Annotated in this window: 19 protein-coding genes; 12 read left to right on the plus strand and 7 right to left on the minus strand. The window is 64.4% G+C overall.

What is annotated here, in order from left to right; all coding sequences use genetic code 11:
* Positions 1 to 95: 95 nt before the first annotated feature.
* Both BN2476_RS08240 and wrbA read right to left on the minus strand, forming a co-directional pair.
* Positions 96 to 524 carry a DUF2069 domain-containing protein gene (locus BN2476_RS08240; RefSeq protein ID WP_087733720.1) on the minus strand — a complete coding sequence of 143 codons (429 nt, stop codon included), beginning with the start codon at positions 522 to 524 and terminating at the stop codon, positions 96 to 98.
* Between the two features lie 2 nt (positions 525 to 526).
* Positions 527 to 1129, minus strand: coding sequence for an NAD(P)H:quinone oxidoreductase (wrbA, locus tag BN2476_RS08245; protein WP_087733659.1), 603 nt, complete (start codon positions 1127 to 1129; stop codon positions 527 to 529).
* 217 nt (positions 1130 to 1346) lie between these two features.
* Between wrbA and BN2476_RS08250 the strand changes: the two genes are divergently transcribed.
* Positions 1347 to 2663 carry a YihY family inner membrane protein gene (locus tag BN2476_RS08250; protein ID WP_087733721.1) on the plus strand — a complete coding sequence of 439 codons (1317 nt, stop codon included), beginning with the start codon at positions 1347 to 1349 and terminating at the stop codon, positions 2661 to 2663.
* A gap of 83 nt (positions 2664 to 2746) precedes the next feature.
* Here BN2476_RS08250 and BN2476_RS08255 read toward each other — a convergent pair whose 3' ends face one another.
* From BN2476_RS08255 to BN2476_RS08265, 3 genes are all read right to left on the minus strand, one after another.
* A complete protein-coding gene (locus BN2476_RS08255; protein ID WP_087733722.1) occupies positions 2747 to 3070 on the minus strand; it encodes an Mpo1-like protein in 324 nt (107 codons plus the stop codon).
* Positions 3071 to 3200: 130 nt separating this feature from the next.
* Positions 3201 to 4046, minus strand: coding sequence for an alpha/beta fold hydrolase (locus tag BN2476_RS08260; RefSeq protein WP_087733660.1), 846 nt, complete (start codon positions 4044 to 4046; stop codon positions 3201 to 3203).
* The gene (locus BN2476_RS08265) at positions 4043 to 5404 is read right to left on the minus strand and encodes an O-acetylhomoserine aminocarboxypropyltransferase (RefSeq protein WP_087733661.1); all 1362 of its coding nucleotides are present in this window, start codon (positions 5402 to 5404) and stop codon (positions 4043 to 4045) included. The genes BN2476_RS08260 and BN2476_RS08265 overlap by 4 nt, the downstream gene beginning before the upstream one ends.
* A gap of 377 nt (positions 5405 to 5781) precedes the next feature.
* On the opposite strand from BN2476_RS08265, the gene BN2476_RS08270 reads away from it, so the two are divergent.
* The 4 genes from BN2476_RS08270 to BN2476_RS08285 all read left to right on the plus strand — a co-directional run bounded on the left by BN2476_RS08270 (position 5782) and on the right by BN2476_RS08285 (position 11140).
* Positions 5782 to 6249 carry a CBS domain-containing protein gene (locus BN2476_RS08270; protein WP_087733662.1) on the plus strand — a complete coding sequence of 156 codons (468 nt, stop codon included), beginning with the start codon at positions 5782 to 5784 and terminating at the stop codon, positions 6247 to 6249.
* Between the two features lie 186 nt (positions 6250 to 6435).
* Positions 6436 to 8373, plus strand: a complete 1938-nt coding sequence (locus BN2476_RS08275; protein ID WP_087733663.1) for an MFS transporter — start codon at positions 6436 to 6438, stop codon at positions 8371 to 8373.
* Between the two features lie 144 nt (positions 8374 to 8517).
* On the plus strand, positions 8518 to 9618 hold the full coding sequence (aroC, locus tag BN2476_RS08280) for a chorismate synthase (RefSeq protein ID WP_087733664.1): 1101 nt from the start codon (positions 8518 to 8520) through the stop codon (positions 9616 to 9618).
* Positions 9619 to 9676: 58 nt separating this feature from the next.
* Positions 9677 to 11140, plus strand: coding sequence for a tetratricopeptide repeat protein (locus tag BN2476_RS08285; protein ID WP_087733665.1), 1464 nt, complete (start codon positions 9677 to 9679; stop codon positions 11138 to 11140).
* 84 nt (positions 11141 to 11224) lie between these two features.
* Here the strand turns inward: BN2476_RS08285 and BN2476_RS08290 are convergent, their stop codons facing one another.
* Positions 11225 to 12898 carry an electron transfer flavoprotein-ubiquinone oxidoreductase gene (locus BN2476_RS08290; RefSeq protein ID WP_087733666.1) on the minus strand — a complete coding sequence of 558 codons (1674 nt, stop codon included), beginning with the start codon at positions 12896 to 12898 and terminating at the stop codon, positions 11225 to 11227.
* 186 nt (positions 12899 to 13084) lie between these two features.
* Between BN2476_RS08290 and BN2476_RS08295 the strand changes: the two genes are divergently transcribed.
* Together BN2476_RS08295 and BN2476_RS08300 are read left to right on the plus strand one after the other, a co-directional pair.
* A complete protein-coding gene (locus tag BN2476_RS08295; protein WP_087733667.1) occupies positions 13085 to 13861 on the plus strand; it encodes an SDR family oxidoreductase in 777 nt (258 codons plus the stop codon).
* 220 nt (positions 13862 to 14081) lie between these two features.
* Positions 14082 to 14510, plus strand: a complete 429-nt coding sequence (locus BN2476_RS08300) for an acyl-CoA thioesterase (protein WP_087733668.1) — start codon at positions 14082 to 14084, stop codon at positions 14508 to 14510.
* Positions 14511 to 14572: 62 nt separating this feature from the next.
* Here the strand turns inward: BN2476_RS08300 and BN2476_RS08305 are convergent, their stop codons facing one another.
* On the minus strand, positions 14573 to 15118 hold the full coding sequence (locus BN2476_RS08305) for a PAS and helix-turn-helix domain-containing protein (protein ID WP_087733669.1): 546 nt from the start codon (positions 15116 to 15118) through the stop codon (positions 14573 to 14575).
* A 289-nt stretch (positions 15119 to 15407) separates the two neighbouring features.
* Here BN2476_RS08305 and BN2476_RS08310 point away from each other — a divergent pair, with 289 nt between their 5' ends.
* From BN2476_RS08310 to BN2476_RS08330, 5 genes are all read left to right on the plus strand, one after another.
* The gene (locus BN2476_RS08310; protein WP_087733670.1) at positions 15408 to 16112 is read left to right on the plus strand and encodes a CoA transferase subunit A; all 705 of its coding nucleotides are present in this window, start codon (positions 15408 to 15410) and stop codon (positions 16110 to 16112) included.
* A 2-nt stretch (positions 16113 to 16114) separates the two neighbouring features.
* On the plus strand, positions 16115 to 16756 hold the full coding sequence (locus tag BN2476_RS08315) for a CoA transferase subunit B (protein WP_087733671.1): 642 nt from the start codon (positions 16115 to 16117) through the stop codon (positions 16754 to 16756).
* Positions 16757 to 16993: 237 nt separating this feature from the next.
* Positions 16994 to 17914: an alpha/beta fold hydrolase gene (locus BN2476_RS08320; RefSeq protein WP_087733672.1), complete on the plus strand. Its 921-nt coding sequence runs from the start codon at positions 16994 to 16996 to the stop codon at positions 17912 to 17914.
* 123 nt (positions 17915 to 18037) lie between these two features.
* Entirely contained in the window at positions 18038 to 18391 is a 354-nt protein-coding gene (locus tag BN2476_RS08325; protein ID WP_087733673.1) for a RidA family protein, read from the plus strand.
* Between the two features lie 97 nt (positions 18392 to 18488).
* Positions 18489 to 20729, plus strand: coding sequence for a RelA/SpoT family protein (locus tag BN2476_RS08330; RefSeq protein ID WP_087733674.1), 2241 nt, complete (start codon positions 18489 to 18491; stop codon positions 20727 to 20729).
* Positions 20730 to 20826: the final 97 nt, after the last annotated feature.

Raw genomic sequence — 20826 nt, forward strand, 5'->3', positions numbered from 1 at the left:
TCGCGCTCGCGCGGGTTGGGCGGCTGTGGCTATGGTGGCCACCGGGTCGTCGGAGCGCTGCGCGGCGGGGCTGGCGTCGCGCGGCGGCGGGCAATTCAGGTCGAACCGCTTGCTGGTCCGCTTGCAGGTCCATTCTCGCGCGCATGCCGTTTCGCAGCCCGCTTGAACGGCGCGACATAGACGAGCGCACAGACGAAGAACGTCGCGGAAAGCAGCACTTCGCACCAGCCGAGGCGAGCGCTCAGGCCGCGGTCGGACATGCCGCGCACGATGCCTTCCATCAGATACAGCAGGCTCAGCATCGACGCCCATTGCAGCGTATAGAGCCGCTTGCGGAACACGCCCGGCAGAGCGAGCAGCAGCGGCACGGCCTTGAGCACCAGCAGCGAGCCGCCCGCGCGCAACGGCGCGAGCCACCATTCCCACGCGACGCACAGCGCGATCAATGCAATGAGCGCAAGCGCCGCGCCCGCTGCTGCGGCGCGATTGCCCTGCGTGCCCGTGATGGCTGCGTCGCGCGGCATGTTCACGGCCGCTCGCGCATCGACGCCGCCGCGCGGGCGATGCGCGCGCCCAGCGCGATCGCGAGCGTCTTCTCGTCGGCGGAAATGCCGTGGCCCGCCGAATCCGCGCGCGCGAAATGCGACGCTCCGTACGGCGTGCCGCCCGTGAGCGTCGTGGTCAGCGTGCTTTCGGTGTACGGAATGCCGAGGATCATCATGCCGTGATGCAGGAGCGGCAGCATCATCGACAGCAGCGTCGTCTCCTGGCCGCCGTGCAGACTGCCCGTCGACGTGAACACGCAAGCGGGCTTGCCCGCGAGCGCGCCCGAGAGCCACTGCGGCGTGGTGCCGTCGAGAAAGTATTTGAGGGGCGCCGCCATGTTGCCGAAGCGGGTCGGCGAGCCGAGCGCGAGGCCCGCGCATTCTTCGAGATCGCGCAGTTCCGCGTAGGGCGGGCCTTCTTCCGGAATATCGGGCTGCGTGGCCTCGCAGACGGTCGAGACGGGCGGCACCGTGCGCACGCGCGCCTGCATGCCGGGAACGCTGTCGATGCCATGCGCGATCGCCAGCGCGAGTTCGCGCGTGGCGCCGTGCCGGCTGTAGTAAAGCACGAGGATGTCTTTCATAGGCATTTGCAGTGAACGGGTATTATAGGGGTGGGTCCACTGACGGTGCTGCGAGTCCGTCGGCGTTCATCTCTCTTGCTTGCGGTCCGCTTTCGGGTGACTGCTTTCGGATGAATCAACCGTGGGTTCGTCGAACGCCTGATGATGCGTCGGCCGTCACGCGCATGCGGGCGCGTGTATCGAAGTCGAAAGTCGAAAGTCGGAGGAGGTTGTCTTGTTGTCCAGGTTGCGTCTCGATCTCGACGCGCTCAAGCGTCTCGCGGAATTCGCCGCGAAGCGCAGCGGCGAGGATCGCATCCCGCAGGTGGCTGGCAGTCTGACGTTCACGACGATGCTGTCGCTGGTGCCGCTCGCGACGGTCGCGTTCGCGCTCTTTACGGCGTTCCCGATCTTTGCGCAATTCCAGGCGTCGCTGCAGACCTTTCTCGCCGAACACCTGATGCCCGATCAGGTCAGCAGCCAGATCTTCAAGTATCTGAATCAGTTCGCGTCGAAGGCGAAGGGGCTGACGACGCTGGGGATGATCGTGCTGTTCGTCACGTCCGTGATGACGATGATGACGGTCGAATCCGCATTCAACGTGATCTGGCGCGTGCGCAAGGCGCGGCCGTTCGCGCAGCGCGTGCTGGTCTACTGGGCGATCCTGACGCTCGGGCCGATTCTGATCGGCGTGAGCCTGTCGATCTCGTCGTATCTGTTCACGCAGTCGATGAGCTATACGGCCGCGCAGCGCATCACGCCGCTGATCGAATGGGCACTGGCCGGCGCGGCGCTGCCGTTGACGGTGCTTGCGTTCACGATGCTCTACGTGTTTTTGCCGAACTGCCGCGTCGAGTGGCGCGACGCGATTGTCGGCGGCGTGACGGCTGCGATCGCGTTCGAGTTCGCGAAGCGCGGCTTCGGTTTCTATATCCGGCGCATTCCCACTTATACGGCCGTGTATGGCGCGTTTGCCGTCGTGCCGCTCTTTCTGCTGTGGATGTATCTCAGCTGGTTCATCACGCTTGCGGGCGCGATGATCGCGTCGGCGCTGCCCGCGATACGCATCGGGCAGTTTCATCGCCGGGACTTTCCGGGCAGCGACCTGCTCGATTCGCTCGAACTGCTTGCGCGCCTCGCCGAAGCGCGCGACGCGGGCACGCACGGCTACACGGTGCCCGAACTCGCTCGCGCACTGCGGCGCGATCTCGCGACGACCGTGCGGCTGTTGCAGCAACTAGAGGCGATCGACTGGATCGTCCAGCTCGACGAGAACGGCCAGCGGCCGCATTTCCTGCTGGTCGCGAATCCGAATCAGATCACGGTCAAGCGGCTCTTCGACCTGTTCGTGATAGACCGTGACGAGCTAGCTTATCAGCTGAAACTCGATTCGACGCGCGTCGATAGCACGATGCTGCTCGCCGCGCTCGATACCGAGCGGCTCAACGTGTCGCTTGCGAGCTTGCTGGCGGCGCGGGAGGCTTCTCGGGGAATTGCGCAGCCTCCTCAGGCGGGCGCAAACGGCACGCCCGCGCTGCCGCAGCAGACGGCTTGAAGCTGCTTGCGTTCAACGCCTGCTTTTAACTCCTTGCCTTTGACTCGTCCGCACTATCTTGCGCATTTCATCCGGCGCCGACGCTAGAGCGAAATTCGCCCCGTGCAGATGTCCTTGAACATCACCCAGTCGCCCATCAGGCTGTAGACGGGATGCCGGAATGTCGCGGGCCTGTTCTTCTCGAAGAAGAAATGCCCGACCCAGGCGAACCCATAGCCGCACACGACGGCAACGGGCAGCCATAGCCAGTCGCCCGTCGCGACGGCCATCGCGACGCAGCCGATCACGCCCAGCGATCCGATGAAATGCAGCCGGCGCGACATCGTGTTGCGATGCTCGGTCAGATAGTACGGGTAGAACTCCGCGAAGCTCGCGAAGTGCGCGTCGTGCGTTGTCTGATGGCTCATGATCGCCTCCATTGCCTGCCCGCGCCGGCGCAGGTGCCGCCGACCCGCGCAGGCATGGATTCATTGTGCTGCTATCGCAAGGCACGTGCAACCTGGCCATCCGGCATATGGTGCGCGCTTTCCGGCGCGGCTAATGTGACGCAGGTGGACGTTTCGAAGCGCGTGCGGCCGCAAACGTATAGAGCGCGTCGAGCGTCGCGTCGGGCTGCTCGGACATCAGCGCGTGGCCGGCGTCGAGCGTGATCGTGTCGACGGGCACGTTCGCTTCGCGCAGCGCGTCGGCGAGCGCCCTGGCTGCGCGCGGCGGCGTCATCAGGTCGCGCCGGCCGACGATCAGGCGCACTGGGCACGTCACTTGCGCAGCGCGGACGAGGCCATCCGTGTATGCGTTGCAGACGCTGAAGTCGGTGTGAAAGAGCTGCGGCTCGCCCGTAGCCGACACGCGCTCCATCAACCGCTGGTTCATGCCGTGCAGCCAGAAGCCGGGTGCGGGGCACGAGGGCTTCGCGGTGATGGTCGAATGCGACCACTGGTTCACCATTTCGATCGCGTCCGGCTCGCGCTCGCGGGCGGCGTCGAGCAGTGTGTCGGAGACGGCCATCGGCACGGCCGTCGCGACGAGGGCAAGGTGCGTCGCGCGCGACGGGTAACGGGCCGCGAAATCTAGCGCAACGAGCGAACCCATACTGTGTCCGGCGACGAACGCGCGCGCGACGCCCAGCGCGTCGAGCAACGCGGCCAGCCAGTCGGCCATCGCGCCGATGCTGGTCAGCGCGGGGCCGGCGCTGCGATGATGGCCGGGCAGATCGACGGCGAGCACGCCGAAGCCGTGGTGCGCGAAGTAGCGCGTCTGCAGCGCCCACACGCTGTGGTCGTGCTCGGCGCCATGTATGAAGACGGCCGTGGGCAGTGCGGCATCGAATGCCTTGCCGCCCGTGTATGCATAGGCCGGTTTGCCGTTCACGTCGACGATCATGCGGACTCCTTGCGTCCGGCGCCCGCCGGCTTGTTGGCGGATCGCGGGGCGGATTGACCGGGGGAGCCGCCCGCGGACTTCTGCGCGGCCTTCAGCGCGCGCTTGAGGTCGTCGATCAGATCGTCGGGGTCTTCGAGGCCGATCGACAGACGGATCGTGCCCTCCGCGATGCCGGCCGCGGCGAGGGCGGCGGCGTCCATGCGGAAATGCGTCGTCGATGCCGGGTGGATGACGAGCGAGCGGGCATCGCCGACATTCGCCAGATGCGAGAACAGCGAGAGCGCTTCGATGAACGAGCGGCCGGCGGCCCGGTCGCCGCGCAGGTTGAAGCTGAACACGGCGCCTGCGCCGCGCGGCAGCAGACGTTGAGCGAGCGCATGGTCCGGGTGCGTGGGCAGTTCCGGATACGCGACGGATTCGACGGCGGCGTGTGTGGCGAGAAATTCGACGACCTTGCGCGTATTCGCCACATGCCGTTCCATCCGCAACGGCAGCGTTTCGATGCCTTGCAGCAGTTGCCAGGCGGCTTGTGGATGCAGGCACGCGCCGAAGTCGCGCAGTCCTTCGCGTCGGGCGCGCAGCAGGAAGGGCGCGACGGTGCTTTCCTCGGCGAACACCATGCCGTGAAAGCCCTCATATGGTTCCGTGAATTCGGAGAAGCGCCCCGAAGCCTCGAAATCGAACGTGCCGCCGTCGACGAGCACGCCCCCGATCGTCGTGCCGTGGCCGCCGAGAAACTTGGTCGCCGAGTGGTAGACGAAATCGGCGCCGTGATCGAAGGGCTTCAACAGATACGGCGTGGTGAACGTCGAGTCGACCAGCAGCGGCACACGGTGCTCGTGCGCGATCCGCGCGACTGTTGCGATGTCGAGCACGTCGAGGCCGGGATTGCCGAGCGTCTCGCCGAACAGCAGCTTCGTGTTCGGACGCAGCGCGGCGCGCCATGCGTCGATATCGCCGGGCTTCACGAATGTCGTTTCGATGCCGAAGCGCGGCAACGTGTAGTTGAGCAGATTGTGCGAGCCTCCGTACAGCGCGCTCGATGCGACGATGTGCGAGCCCGCGCCCATCAGCGTCGCGATGGCGAGGTGCAGCGCGGCCTGGCCGCTCGCCGTGCCGATCGCGCCCGCGCCGTTTTCGAGCGCGGCGACGCGCTCTTCGAACACGGCGACCGTCGGGTTCGAGATGCGCGAGTACACGTGGCCCGCGCGCTCCATGTTGAAGAGCGCGGCTGCGTGATCGGAGTCGCGGAACGAGAACGACGTGGTCTGATAGATGGGCGTGGCGCGCGCGCCCGTCGCGGGGTCGGGGGCGGCGCCCGCATGCAGCGCAAGCGTGTCGAAACGGTTGGCGGACATCGTGGACGGCCGGGCGTCGGGGGCCCGGCGAAGGTGAAAGTGACGGCCATCGTATCACCGGGCCGCGCGCGTACCACTCCGTTTTCGCCCGCATGGCGACGTGCGCACGGGGGTGATTCCACTGAGTGCGACGGGCGTTGCGGATCGCGCGGGACGCGCCCGACGAATGCACCGACGTGCCTGCGAGCGCCGTCTGTCGGACGTTCGGTGGGGCGCTATCGTCCGTTCGGTCCGCTTTCCTTTTGTGGGCCTTTCCGATAGCATCGAAAGTCAGTCATGCCCTTTAAGCCTCACCGGGCTCATCCGCAACCATGTTGCATGGGACCAGAGCAAGGTAACGCGCCAATGCGCCAGCTCTGGTCGACAGGAGACAAATCATGCGAGTCAGCGACATTCTGAAGGTCAAGGGCAACACCCTGTTCACGGTCACACCCGATACGCCGCTCAACGAGGCCGTCAACACGATGGCCGAGCACGATATCGGCTCGCTCGTCGTCATGGAGTATGGCGATCTCGTCGGCATGCTGACCTTCCGCGAGATCATCCTCGTGCTGAGCCGCAATGGCGGCAGCGTCGGCGGCACGACGATCCGCAAGATCATGGACGATCACCCGCTTACGTGCACGCCCGAAACGGATGTCAACGAAGTGCGCCGCATGATGCTCGAGCATCACGTGCGCTATCTGCCCGTGATGGAAAGCCGCGCGCTGATGGGCGTGATCTCGTTCTACGACGTCGCGAAGGCCGTCGTCGAAGAGCAGGGCTTCGAGAACCGGATGCTGAAGGCCTATATTCGCGACTGGCCGGCGGAAGACGAGCCGCAGCAGGAGCAGCCCTCGCGCTGAGCCGATTTTCGTTGGCCTCGTTGCCTCGACCGGTCGGCTGGCCGGCTTGCAGTGCGCCGACATGCCGCTGTCGCATGACTGAAGCATCCTCGAAGCGCGCGCGAAAAGCGTGCGCTTTTTTTGTGTCCGCTATTCCCGCAGTGCCGAAGTGAATCTGCGCGAAACCAGCCCTCTGTCAAGCATTCGATGAGCGATCGTCCGTTGTCCTCCGCCCAGCAAACACGGCGCTCCGCGCGCGAACACGGCTCGCAGTTCCGCCTGTTGCGCGAGCGCCGTTTTGCGCCGTTCTTCTGGACGCAGTTTCTCGGCGCGATGAACGACAACGTGTTCAAGATCGGCTTTACGTCGCTCGTCACGTATCAGGCCGCGCGATTCTCAGGCGTGAATGCGGACACCGTAGCCTTTCTGATATCGGCGATCTTCATTCTGCCGTTCGTCCTGTTTTCGGCGACGTCCGGCCAGGTCGCCGACAAGTACGACAAGGCGATGCTCACGCGCTTCGTGAAGACCTTCGAGATCGGCGTGATGCTGGTCGGCGGCGCGGGCTTCTGGCTGCACGACGCGCTGCTGCTGTATCTGTGCACGTTCCTGATGGGCGTCCATTCGACCGTGTTCGGCCCCGTCAAATACGCGTATCTGCCGCAGCATTTGGACATGACGGAACTGGTCGGCGGCAACGGCATGGTCGAGATGGGCACGTTCGTCGCGATTTTGCTCGGTACGATTGCCGGCGGCGCGGCGGCGGGCTCGGAGGCGCACGGCGCGGCGATCCTCGCATTCGGGTGCGTGGCGATCGCACTGATCGGGCGCGTCGCGTCGGGCTTCGTGCCGCAATCGTCGCCATCGCAGCCCGATCTGCGCATCAACTGGAATCCGGTCAGCGAAACCTGGCGCAATCTGAAGCTGGCGCGCGAAAACCGGACCGTCTTTCTGAGCCTGCTCGGCATTTCCTGGTTGTGGTTTGTCGGCGCGACGTTTTTGTCGTCGTTCTTCCGTTTCGCAAAGGACGTGCTGTCCGCGAATCCCGATGTCGTTACCGTGTTGCTCGCGACGTTTTCGATCGGTATCGGCACGGGCTCGCTGCTGTGCGAGCGGCTGTCGAAGAAGCGCATCGAGATCGGCCTCGTGCCGCTCGGCTCGATCGGCATCAGCGTGTTCGCGATCGATCTGTTCTTCGCGAGCCACGCGTTGCCGAAAGCCGCGCATCTTTTTACGGTGGCCGAATTCATGACGCTGCCCGCGCATTGGCGCGTGCTCGCCGATCTGTTCCTGCTTGCGATGTTCGGCGGCTTCTACAGCGTGCCGCTCTATGCGCTGATCCAGAGCCGCAGCCAGCCGAGCCATCGCGCGCGGATCATCGCGGCGAACAACATCCTCAACTCGCTGTTCATGATCGTGTCGTCGCTGATGGCCGTCGCGCTGACGTCGGCGGGCGTCGGCATTCCGGGGCTGTTCCTCGTGACGGCGCTGCTCAACGTGATCGTCGCCGTCTACATCTATTCGCTCGTGCCCGAGTTCCTGTTGCGCTTCGTCGCGTGGCTGCTCGTGCACACGTTCTACAGGATTCGTCTCGTTCACGCCGAACGCATGCCTGAACAGGGCGCGGCCGTGCTGGTGTGCAATCACGTGAGCTATGTCGATGCCCTGGTGATCATGGCGGAAAGTCCGCGACCGATCCGCTTCGTGATGGACCATCGGATCTTCCGCACGCCGTTTGCCGGCTGGCTGTTCAGACATGCAAAGGCAATTCCGATTGCCCCTGCGCATGAAGACCCCGATTTGCTCAAGCGTGCCTACGATGCCTGCGCAAAGGCGCTCGACGATGGCGATCTCGTCTGCATTTTTCCCGAAGGCAAGCTCACCAAAACAGGCGACATGAATCCGTTCCGCCACGGCGTGTCGGAAATCCTGCAGCGCGCGCCCGTGTCCGTTGTGCCGATGGCGTTACGCGGTCTGTGGGGCAGTGTCTGGTCGCGCAGCGCGGATGCGCGGTTCCCGCGTCCGATTCACAAGGGCGTGATGAGCCGTCTGACGCTGGCTGTCGGCGAGCCGCTCGATCCCGCGCAGGCGACGCCGGAACTCCTCCAGCAGATTGTTTCGGAACTGCGTGGCGCCCGGAAATAGCGTTTCGGGCGTGGCCGCCCGTCTCGCGGCGCAACGCGCGTTCGTGCGTTTGTCCTATAACGATCGCCCGAGTCCCCGCGCGCCACGGCAGGGCGGCCGGGCTGGCATAATAACGTTCTCCCCGCATTTCTTTGGACGACGCTCATGTCCGGCAATACCCTCGGTACGCTCTTCACCGTCACGACCTTCGGCGAATCGCATGGCCCGGCTATCGGCTGTGTGATCGACGGCTGCCCGCCGGGCATGTCGCTCGTCGAGGCCGACATCCAGTTCGAACTCGATCGCCGCAAGCCCGGCACGTCGCGGCACGTGACACAGCGCCAGGAAGAAGACAAGGTCGAGATTCTTTCGGGCGTGTTCGAGGGCAAGACGACGGGCGCGCCCATCGCGCTTCTGATCCGCAACACGGACCAGCGCAGCAAGGACTACGGCAACATCGCCGAAACCTTCCGTCCGGGCCACGCCGACTACACCTACTGGCAGAAGTACGGCATCCGCGACTATCGCGGCGGCGGTCGTTCGTCCGCGCGTCTGACGGCGCCAACGGTGGCGGCGGGCGCGGTCGCGAAGAAATGGCTGCGCGAGAAGTTCGGCACCGAGATTCGCGGTTATATGGCCGCGCTCGGCGAGATCGACGTGCCGTTTGTCGACTGGCAGCACGTGCGCGAGAACCCGTTCTTCGTGCCGAACGCGGACATCGTGCCGCAACTCGAAGCGTATATGGACGCGCTGCGCAAGGACGGCGATTCGATCGGCGCGCGCATCAACGTGGTGGCGTCGGGCGTGCCCGTCGGCCTCGGCGAGCCGCTTTTCGACCGGCTCGACGCCGACATCGCGCACGCGATGATGGGCATCAACGCGGTGAAGGGCGTCGAGATCGGCGCGGGCTTCGCCAGTGTCGCGCAGCGCGGCTCGGTGCACGGCGACGAACTGACGCCGGAAGGTTTCGTCGGCAATCATGCGGGCGGCGTGCTCGGCGGCATTTCGACGGGGCAGGACATCACGGTATCGATCGCGATCAAGCCGACGTCGAGCATCCGCACGCCGCGCCGCTCGATCGACAAGAACGGGCAGCCCGCCGTTGTCGAAACGTTCGGGCGTCATGATCCGTGCGTCGGCATTCGCGCGACGCCGATCGCCGAGGCGATGCTTGCGCTCGTGCTGATCGATCATGCGCTCCGGCATCGCGCGCAGTGCGGCGACGTTGTCGTCGATACGCCGAAGATCGCGGCCAGCGCGCCCTGAAGTCGAATAGTCGAACCTCGGCTCCGCGGGCTCGCTGGCTATCGACAGGGCGGTCAACATGAATCACAACGACTCCACGCGCGCCGACGCACTGGCGCAGCTTTATGCGCGCACGTCGGCACCCGACGCCGTCGCCACGGACTGGCTCGCGCTCGGCAATGCGCTGCTCGCCGGAGCGAACGGCGACAAGGCACGGCTGCGCCAGGCGGTCGATGCGCTCGTGCGCGCATACCGCCTCGACGCGAACTGCGATGCGCGGCTGCTGCACGAGATCGCGCAGACGGCCTTCATTCTGCGGGACTGGGCGCTCGTCGAATCGGCGACGGCGCTGCTGCTGGCGCGCGACGCCAACGATGCGAACGCGCTCGTGTGGCGCTCGGCCGCTTTCCAGCAACGTGACGATTTTCCCGAAGCCCAACGCTTGCTGCACGAAGCCGCGCGCGCCGCGCCGGGTAACCACATCGTGTTGCACAAGCTCGCGCTGTGCATCAAAGAGCAGGGCCGATTCGCCGAAGCCGAAGCGCTGCTGCGTCGCGTGCTGGAACTGACGCCGAACAATGCGCACGCGCTGTTCGATCTGTCGGAACTGGAAATGCGCGCGGGGCGATACGCGCAAGGCTGGCTCGACTACGAAGCGCGCATCGCATTCGCCGACGATGTGAACGCCGCGAAAACGGCGCTTGCGGCGATCAGCGCCAACTGGCGCGGCGAGTCGCTGGCGGGCAAGACGCTGGTCGTGTATGGCGAGCAGGGCAACGGTGATTGCTTGTGGTCGGTGCGCTTTCTCCGTCTGCTCGCAGAACGCGCGCAACGCGAAGGCGGCCGCGTGATCTTCGGCTATGCGGGGCCGATGCAGCATCTGTTCGAACGCATGCTGCCTGCCGGCATCAAGATCGAAACGAGCCTCGAAACGAAGCCCGATTTTCACTGCGGGCTGATGAGTCTGCCGCTGCGGCTCGGCATCGACGATCCGTCGATGTGGGGGCGTCCGTATCTGAGCGCCGATCCGGCGCGGGCCGATTTGTGGCGGGAGCGTGTCGCTGGCGCTGCGAAGGCGGGGAGCAAGACGGTTGGCCTCGTGTGGAACGGCAATCCCGATCACATCCGCGATGCGCGCCGCTCGGTTCCCGTCGAGCAGTTCGCGCCGCTTCTGAACGTGCCTGGCATTACGTTCTTTGCGGTGTCTCCGGGGCGTCAGGCGACGGTCGGACAATGGCGGGCGCAGGGCGTCGATATCGTCGATCCGACCGCGCACTTCGAAGCGGGCTTCGACGATGTGGCCGCGCTGCTCGTGAATCTCGATGCGCTCGTGACCATCGACAGCGGTCCCGCCCATCTGGCAGGCGCGCTCGGCGTGCCGACCTGGCTGATGATCGACTACGTGTCCGCGTGGTTCTGGGGCGAAGAGGTGGAACGCACGCCGTGGTATCAGACGGTCGAGCTATTTCGCCAGCCGTCTGTCGGAGTGTGGGCGCCTGTTATCGAACGGATGCGTGCGCGGCTGGAGACGCTCGCGGCGTGAGCCGTGTGGGCGTCGGTTCGGCCGTCATGCAAAAAGCGCCGCTCGATGTGAGCGGCGCTTTCGTTTGTCTGGACGCTGCCCGCGTCACATGTTCGGATAGTTCGGACCGCCGCCGCCTTCGGGCGTGACCCATACGATGTTCTGCGTCGGGTCCTTGATGTCGCAGGTCTTGCAGTGCACGCAGTTCTGCGCGTTGATCACGAGGCGCTCGCTGCCGTCGTCGTTTTTCACGAACTCGTACACGGCGGCGGGGCAGTAGCGTCCCTCGGGCCCTGCATACGTTTGCAGATTCACCTTGACGGGCACCGACGGGTCTTTCAGCGTAAGATGCGCGGGCTGGTTCTCTTCGTGATTGGTGTTCGAGATGAACACCGATGAGAGCCGGTCGAATGTGAGCTTGCCATCAGGTTTCGGATACTCGATCGGCTTGCATTGCGAGGCCGGCTTCAGCATCTCGTGGTCCCAGTGCTGGTGATGCAGCGTCCACGGCACGTTGCCGCCCATCAGCTTCTGCTCGATGCCGACCATCAGCGTGCCCAGGTACAGGCCCTTGCTCATCCACTGCTTGAAATTGCGCGCCCGGTACAGCTCGGTGTGCAGCCACGAGGTCTTGAACGACTCGGGATACGCGGCGAGTTCATCCGACTGACGGCCCGCCTGCACCGCATCGAACGCGGCATCGGCGGCCAGCATGCCCGTCTTGATCGCTGCGTGCGAGCCCTTGATACGCGAGGCGTTCAGGAAGCCCGCGTCGTCGCCGACCAAGGCGCCGCCCGGAAACACGAGCTTCGGCAGCGACATCAGGCCACCGGCCGTGATCGCGCGTGCGCCATACGACACACGCTTGCCGCCTTCGAGGAACTTGCGGATTTCCGGGTGCGTCTTGTAGCGCTGAAACTCTTCGAACGGTGACAGGTACGGGTTCGAATAGCCGAGACCGACCACAAAACCCACCATCACCTGGTTGTTGTCGATGTGATAGAGGAACGAGCCGCCGTACGTCTGCGTATCGAGCGGCCAGCCTGCGGTGTGAATCACCAGACCCGGCTTGTGCTTCGACGGATCGATTTCCCACAGTTCCTTGATGCCGATGCCGTAGACCTGGGGATCGGCGCCGTCGCGCAGCCTGAATTTGTCCGACAGTTGACGGCCAAGATGCCCGCGCGCGCCTTCGCAGAACAGCGTGTACCTCGCGTGCAGTTCCATGCCGAGCTGGAAGTTCTCGGTCGGCTGACCGTCCTTGCCGATACCGAGGTTGCCCGTCGCGACGCCCTTCACGGAGCCGTCGTCGTTGTACAGCACTTCCGCCGCTGCGAAACCCGGGAAGATCTCGACGCCCAGCGCTTCGGCCTGCTGCCCGAGCCAGCGCGTGACATTGGCCAGGCTGATCACGTAGTTGCCGTGATTCTTGAAATTGTCCGGCAGCGCCCAGTTCGGGACGGCTTTCGCGGCAGTTTCGGAAAGGAACAGGAAGCGGTCTTCCGTCACTTCGACGTCCAGAGGCGCGCCTTTTTCCTTCCAGTCCGGAATCAGTTCATTCAACGCGCGCGGGTCCATCACCGCGCCCGAGAGGATATGCGCCCCGATTTCCGAGCCTTTTTCGAGCACGCAGACACCAATATCGACGCCTTTTTCCGCCGCCCGCTGCTTCAGACGAATAGCCGCCGACAGGCCCGCAGGGCCGCCGCCGACGATCACCACGTCATATTCCATCGATTCGCGTGGGCCGTACTGCTCGATCAGGCTTGCGGGGGTCATTGATGCTCCTCTTACCGTTAGAATGCTTTTTTCGGGATCGTATTGTCATTGAACGATCCCTGCGCTGCAACACAAAGAGGCAAGATTAGCACGATCGTACTATTACTGTGACCAAGGATTGACCCCAATGCCTGCGCGGCGCGTGGGCTGGCATTCCGTCACATCCATGTTCCAAGGAAAACGACAATGGGCCGTTCGATCAATCTGGAAGGCAAGGTGGCGCTGATTACGGGCGCATCGAGTGGACTGGGCAAGCGATTTGCCATGGTGCTGTCACAAGCGGGCGCAAAGGTCGTGCTGGCAAGCCGACGCATCGAACGTCTGAAGGAATTGCGCGCCGAGATCGAGGCGTCGGGCGGGGCCGCGCACGTCGTCTCGCTCGACGTGACCGACTATCAGAGCATCAAGTCGGCCGTCGCGCACGCGGAGACGGAGGCGGGCACGATCGATATTCTCGTCAACAATTCGGGCGTATCGACGACGCAAAAGCTGACCGACGTGACCCCCGCGGACTTCGAATACGTGTTCGACACGAACACGCGCGGCGCGTTCTTCGTCGCGCAGGAAGTGGCCAAGCGGATGATCATGCGCGGCGGCGGCTCCAGCAAACCGCCGTACCGGATCATCAATATCGCATCGGTGGCGGGCTTGCGCGTGTTGCCGCAAATCGGGCTCTACTCGATGAGCAAGGCGGCCGTGGTCCACATGACGAAAGCGATGGCGCAGGAATGGGGCCGCCACGGCATCAACGTCAACGCGATCTGCCCCGGTTACATCGATACCGAGATCAATCACCATCACTGGGCGACCGATCAGGGGCAAAAGCTGATTTCGATGCTGCCGCGGCATCGTGTGGGCAAGCCGGAAGACCTGGACGGGCTGTTGCTGCTGCTCGCCGCCGACGAATCGCAGTTCATCAACGGCTCGGTGATCGCCGCCGACGACGGTTTCGGTCTTTCGTAATCGCGGCAGGCAATCGTTTGACTGACACGCTTGCCTGTTAGCTTCGGAGCAGAAACGCGCGAATAGCGCGATCATTGACGCCCATGTGCAGCGTCCGCACAGCGCCGACGCTGCATAAACCTTATTAGCCGCTGCGATTCGCGGGTTGCGCGCCCGTTGCCGGACGCGGCCCGCGCAGTTCCGTTTTTCCGATTCAGATTCAAACCGTAGAAGAAGTGCGATGAGCGACTACCACCCCGTTTTTGAAATGTCGATGCCGATCCGCTGGGGCGACATGGACGCGTTCGGCCATGTGAACAACACGGTCTATTTCCGCTACATGGAGCAGGTGCGGATTTCCTGGTTCGAGCAGCTCGGCATCGCGGGCGGCAACGGCGAAGGGCAGGGACCCGTGATCGTCAATGCGTCGATGGAGTTCCTGAAGCAACTGCACTATCCGGGCGACGTGATCGGCCGCATGACGGTGGGCACGCCGGGCCGCAGCAGCTTCGATACGCGCTTCGAGCTCTTCCGCGCCGACGACCCCGGCACGCTCTACGCGCGCGGCTCCGCGAAGTGCGTGTGGATCGACTACGCGGCGGGCAAGTCGGTGTCGCTTCCTGATCTGCTGCGCTCGACCATCGAAAGCGCCCAGCTCGTCAAGGCCTGAGCCTTACGTTCCCGTCCGATGCGCGCCAGCTTCCGCAGCCGGCGCTTCCTTCCAGTCGAAAGTCAATTGCCGAGCAGGCGCTGCAGCAGTTCGGTCGCGTTGCCCGTGCCGTATTTGCGCATCAGCCGCGCGCGGTAGACGTCCACTGTCCGCGAGCTGATGTCGAGAATCCGGCCGATCTGCTTGCTCGTCTTCCCTGTCACCAGTTGCGCGGCGATCTCGCGCTCGCGCGGCGTCAGCTCGACGGCGACGCGTCGCGTCGCGCTCAGATCCTCGAAGGTCCAGACGCCCGCTGCATGCGGCACCGAAAGATCAAGCGAGCGCCCCGTCACATGGCACCAGAACAGCTCGCCGTTCGCGCGCTTCATGATGCGGTCGTCGGCGTAGCTGCCTTGCGCCGTCATGATGGGCGCAATGCGCTCGCCGATGCGCTCGAATTCATCCGGCGACGGATACAGCACCGCGAACGATTGCCCCAGCAACGACTCGCGCGAACGGCGGAAGATGGCGGCGACCTGCTCGTTGCAGTCTTCGATGATCCGCTCGCGCGACAGCACGAGGCCGATCGGCGCGAGGTGAAAAGCGGTTTGGTAATCCAGTGCGGGCATGAAATCAGAGGGTGCGAATACTTATGTACTTTTGCGTATTGTGCCGCAACACCGCCGCATCGTACCCTTTCGGCACATCACAAGATGCGCGGCTGGCGCGGCAAGGTTTGTCCGCATCGCGCCACCGTTCGCCGCAGATGACTAGAATGACGTTTCGGGCTGTGCCCGCAGCGTCCCGGCAGCCGGCTCGTGCAAGTGCAGTGGCGAGCAGGAGCGGGCGCGAGTCGACACAAAAACGGCGTCGCATCGATCCGGATTTCGGGTATCCAATCAAGGAAGGGACACACTGATGAATAAAGTCTACGCAAGCGCGGCTGCCGCGCTCGAAGGCATCGTCAAGGACGGGCAGACATTTGCCGTCGGCGGCTTTGGGCTGTGCGGCATTCCTGAAGCGCTGATCGCCGCCCTGCGCGACTCCGGCGTGAAGGGCATCACCTGCATCAGCAACAACGCGGGCGTCGACGGCTTCGGCCTGGGCCTGCTGCTGGAAACGCGCCAGATCAGGAAGATGATCTCGTCGTACGTCGGCGAGAACAAGGAATTCGAGCGCCAGTATCTGGCGGGTGAACTCGAGCTGGAATTCACGCCGCAAGGCACGCTCGCCGAAAAGCTGCGCGCGGGCGGCTCGGGCATTCCGGCGTTCTACACGAACACGGGCTACGGCACGGTCATCGCGGAAGGCAAGGAAACGCGGCAGTTCGGCGAGAACCACTACGTGCTCGAACCGTCGCTCACAGCCGACGTTGCGCTCGTCAAGGCGTGGAAGGCGGACAAGTCGGGCAACCTGATCTATCGGCGCACCGCGCGCAACTTCAATCCGATGTGCGCAATGGCAGGCAAGATCACGGTCGCTGAAGTCGAGGAGATCGTCGAGACGGGCGAACTCGATCCGGACGCGATCCACACGCCGGGTATCTTCGTGCAACGCCTCGTGCTCAACGCGCACCCGGAAAAACGCATCGAACAACGCATCGTCCGCGCGAAAGGAGAGTAAACATGGCTTGGAATCGTGACCAGATGGCCGCGCGCGCGGCGCAGGAACTTCAAGACGGCTTTTATGTGAACCTCGGCATCGGCCTGCCGACGCTCGTCGCCAACCACGTGCCCGCGGGCATGGAAGTGTGGCTGCAGTCGGAGAACGGCCTGCTCGGCATCGGCCCGTCGCCGTACGAAGAGGAAGTGGACGCGGACCTGATTAACGCCGGCAAGCAGACGGTGACGACGCTGCCGGGCTCGTCGATTTTCTCGTCGGCCGATTCGTTCGCGATGATTCGCGGCGGCCACATCAACCTGGCGATCCTCGGCGCCATGCAGATCAGCAAGAAGGGCGATCTGGCGAACTGGATGATCCCCGGCAAGATGATCAAGGGCATGGGCGGCGCAATGGATCTGGTGGCGGGCGTCAAGCGCGTCGTCGTGCTGATGGAGCACGTCGCGAAGGGCGACCAGCACAAGATCCTCGAAGAATGCACGTTGCCGCTGACGGGCGTCGGCGTGGTCGATCGCATCATCACGGATCTGGGCGTGATCGACGTGGTCGATGGCGGCCTGAAGCTGGTCGAGCTGGCTGACGGCGTGACCGTCGACGAGATCAAGGCGAAGACGGGTGCGCCGCTCGATACGAGCGCTGTGAACTGAGTCTCTTCGTTCGATCTTGCGTCGAAAGCGGTTGTCGAGAGTAGTTGTCAAGAAGCGGGCGCGATGCGAGTCGCGCCCGTTTCTTTTTGCCCTATGTTTTGGGGCCGGCGCTTGCTGGCTCCGTGCATTCGTCCTATGCCTTCACGCCGATGAGTGCGCGAGACGAAGCGGTTTAGAATCGATCGTGTTCCGTGCGTCTTTCATGCACGCTGCAGCCTTTCGATCGAGGGAACTCTGATGACCGCTACGCCCGTTGCCGTTTCGCCCGTTGTCGACACCACTGTGCCCCGTCAGCGCTATGTGCAATGCGCGAGTCCCGCGGGGCTGCATCGCATCGCGTATACCGAATGGGGCGCGCCGGATAACCCTCGCGTGCTTGTGTGCGTGCATGGGCTGACGCGTTCCGGACGCGACTTCGACCGGCTCGCGGCGGCGCTGTCGCCGATGTATCGCGTCGTGTGTCCGGATGTGGCCGGGCGTGGCTTGTCTTCGTGGCTCGCCAACCCCATCTACTATGGCATCCCGCAATACGTCGGCGATATGGTCACGCTGATCGCGCGGCTCGGCGTCGAGACGGTGGACTGGTTCGGCACGTCGATGGGCGGGCTGATCGGCATGGCGTTCGCCGGGCTGAAGGACTCGCCGGTACGCAAGATGATCGTCAACGATGTCGGTCCGCATCTGGAACCGGTCGCCATCGAGCGCATCGGCAGCTATCTCGGGCAGCCGGTGTCGTTCGACACGCAGCAGGAAGCGATCGATCACGCCGCGTTGCTCGCTCAATCGTTCGGGCCGCTGACGCCGGACGAATGGCGCGAGATCAACACGCCGCTCGTGCACGAGCGCGATGGCGCCTGGCGCTTTCGCTACGATCCGCGCATCGCGGAGCCATTCACGCAGACCACGCCCGAACTGGCGGCACTCGGCGAGGCGGCGTTGTGGCAGTCGTTTGCTTCGACGGAAGGGCCCGTGCTCGTCGTGCGAGGCGAGCAATCGGATCTGCTGTCGCGCGAAACCGTCGCGAAGATGGTCGAGAAGGGGCGCAATGTGTCGAGCGTCGAAATCCCCGGCGTAGGCCATGCGCCGGCCTTTCTTTCCGCTGATCAGATCGATATTGCAAAACGGTTCTTCATCGGGAATAGCGCCGACGCGTCATAATATGAGATTGATGCGCGGTAGTAGATCGATCGTTGTTCGATCGCGATCATCAGCTGTCGCGCGAGCAAAACGAACATCGCATAGCGTCGGTTCACTCTTCATTCACAACGTACAGGAAAATTCATGGCAGTCATTCGTCATCACGTCGGCAAGCGCCTTTCGGAAACCGCTGTGCATAACGGCACGGTCTATCTGGCTGGCCAGATCGCCGAGGACACCGATCAGGACATCGCCGGTCAAATGCGCGAAGTGCTCGGCCACATCGACCGTTTGCTCGGTGAAGTCAACAGCGACAAGGCGCATCTGCTTTCGGTCCAGATCTACATCGCGGACATGGTGGACTTCGCCGGCATGAACGCTGTGTGGGACGAGTGGGTCGCGCAAGGCAACACGCCGCCGCGCGCAACCGTCGAAGCGAAGCTCGCGAATCCGAAGTGCCTGGTCGAAGTGGTCGTGGTGGCCGCGCAGCGCAGCTGATACGGGCCACACACGCGAAATACGCGACACACGCAACATACGTTTCAGGCATTTGCATAGGCCTCATTCGCCCGCGCGAGCCGCGGGCCGCTGCACGATGAATAGCGACACCGTCACGACCGCTCCGAACCCGACGCCGTCCTTCGACGACGCGCTTGCGTTCGTGCGCGAGCACGCGCGTGACGCGCGACTGTCGTCGGGCGAGTTGCTTGCCGATCATGCGGCGGGCACGGCTTCCATCATGCGCACGCTCAACGTCGATCCGCCGGCCGTGCTGGCGGCGGCGCTGTTCTCGCTGACGCCGCATCTCGAGAACCCGGAGCAGACCATCGCCGACAACTTCGGCGAGGAAGTCGCGCAACTGGTGAGCGACGTGCGCAAGCTGTTGCGCCTCGGCACCGTGAGCATGCGCGCCGCGCAGAACGCGATGCCCGAGGCGGGCCGCGACGCGCAGGCCGCGCGCCGCGCCCAGGTCGAAGCGCTGCGCAAGATGCTGCTCGCGTTCGCGCAGGACATTCGCGTCGTGCTGATCCGGCTTGCGTCGCGGCTGCAATCGATGCGCTATTACGCGGCGGCGAAGATCACGCCGTCGCCCGACGTCGCGCGCGAGACGCTCGACATCTACGCGCCGCTCGCGAATCGCCTCGGCATCTGGCAACTGAAGTGGGAGCTCGAAGATCTCGCGTTCCGCTTCGAAGAGCCGCAGACATACAAGCGCATCGCGAAGCTGCTCGACGAGAAGCGCGTCGAACGCGAAACCTATGTCGCCGAAGCGATCGCGCGGCTGCAGCGGGAGCTGGCGGCCGCGCACATCGACGCCGAAGTGAGCGGCCGGCCGAAGCACATCTACAGCATCTGGCGCAAGATGCGCGGCAAGGAGCTCGACTTCTCCGAGCTTTACGACGTGCGCGCGTTTCGCGTCATCGTGCCGGACATCAAGGATTGCTACACGGTGCTCGGCATCGTGCACAACCTGTGGCAGCCGGTGCCGCGGGAGTTCGACGACTACATCTCGCGGCCCAAGCCGAACGGCTACAAGTCGCTGCATACGGTCGTGATCGGAGACGATGGCCGCGCGTTCGAAGTGCAGATCCGCACGCAGGAGATGCATCGGTTCGCCGAATACGGCGTGGCCGCGCACTGGCGCTACAAGGAAGCCGGCACGCGCGGCTATGGCGGCCAGTTCAGCGCCAGCGAGAAATACGACGAGAAGATAGCGTGGCTGCGTCAACTGCTTGCGTGGAAGGACGATGTGTCCGAAGGCGAGCACGGCGACAAGGGCGCGGCGAAGCCATGGGAGCAGTTGCGCCAGGCGACGCTCGACGACGATCACATCTACACGCTCACGCCGCAGGCGCGCGTGATTCCGTTGCCGCAGGGCTCGACGCCGCTCGACTTCGCGTATCACCTGCATAGCGAACTGGGGCATCGTTGCCGCGGGGCGCGCGTCGACGGCGCGATGGTGCCGTTGAATACGCCGTTGCAGAACGGGCAGACGGTCGAGATCGTCGCCGTCAAGGAGGGCGGTCCGTCGCGGGACTGGCTCAATCCGCAACTCGGCTACCTGCAAAGCAGCCGCGCGCGCCAAAAGGTGCGGGCGTGGTTCAACGCCGTCGAGGCGCAGGAGAACATCGCCACCGGGCGCGCTATGGTCGAAAAGACCTTGCAGCGCGAGGGCAAGACATCCGTCAGTCTCGATCAGCTGGCGGCGAAGCTCGGCTTCAAGTCGCCCGAGGATCTGTTCTCGGTGGTCGGCAAAGAAGAGTTCAGCTTGCGGCTCGTCGAACAGGCGCTTAGCGATGCGCCGCCCGCCGAGCCCGTTGTCGAGGCGCCCGAGCAGTTCGAGAAGCGCAGTAGCGGCGCGAGCGTCGCGCATGGCGCGTCGACGGGCGTGCTCGTCGTCGGCGTCGATGCGCTGCTGACGCAGCTCGCGCGCTGCTGCCGTCCGGCGCCGCCCGATGACATCGCCGGTTTCGTGACGCGCGGCAAAGGCATGTCGATTCATCGCAGTGACTGCCCGACGTTCCGGCGCATGGCCGAACGCGCTCCGGAGCGCGTGCTGCAAACCGCCTGGTCCGCCGACGTGATGAGCGGGCGGGGCAAGTCGGTGTATCCCGTCGACCTGTCGATCGAGGCAACTGACCGGCAGGGCCTGCTGCGTGACATTTCCGAAGTGTTTGCGCGCGAGAAGATGAACGTGATCGGCGTGAAGTCGCAGTCACGGCGCAACGCGGCGTTCATGCAGTTCACCGTGGAAGTGTCGAGTGCCGCGCAGATCCAGCGCGCGTGCGCCATGTTGGGGGAAGTGTCGGGCGTTGTCAGGGCAACCCGCAAGTGAAGCCGTGGGCAATGCGTGCGCTCGTAATGTCCGTTGCCGTGCGCATGCGCGGAGAAATTTTGGTGCCGACACATAAAAACGCTTGCCAACTTTCTCT

The organism is Paraburkholderia piptadeniae, assembly GCF_900007165.1.
GTDB lineage: Bacteria > Pseudomonadota > Gammaproteobacteria > Burkholderiales > Burkholderiaceae > Paraburkholderia > Paraburkholderia piptadeniae.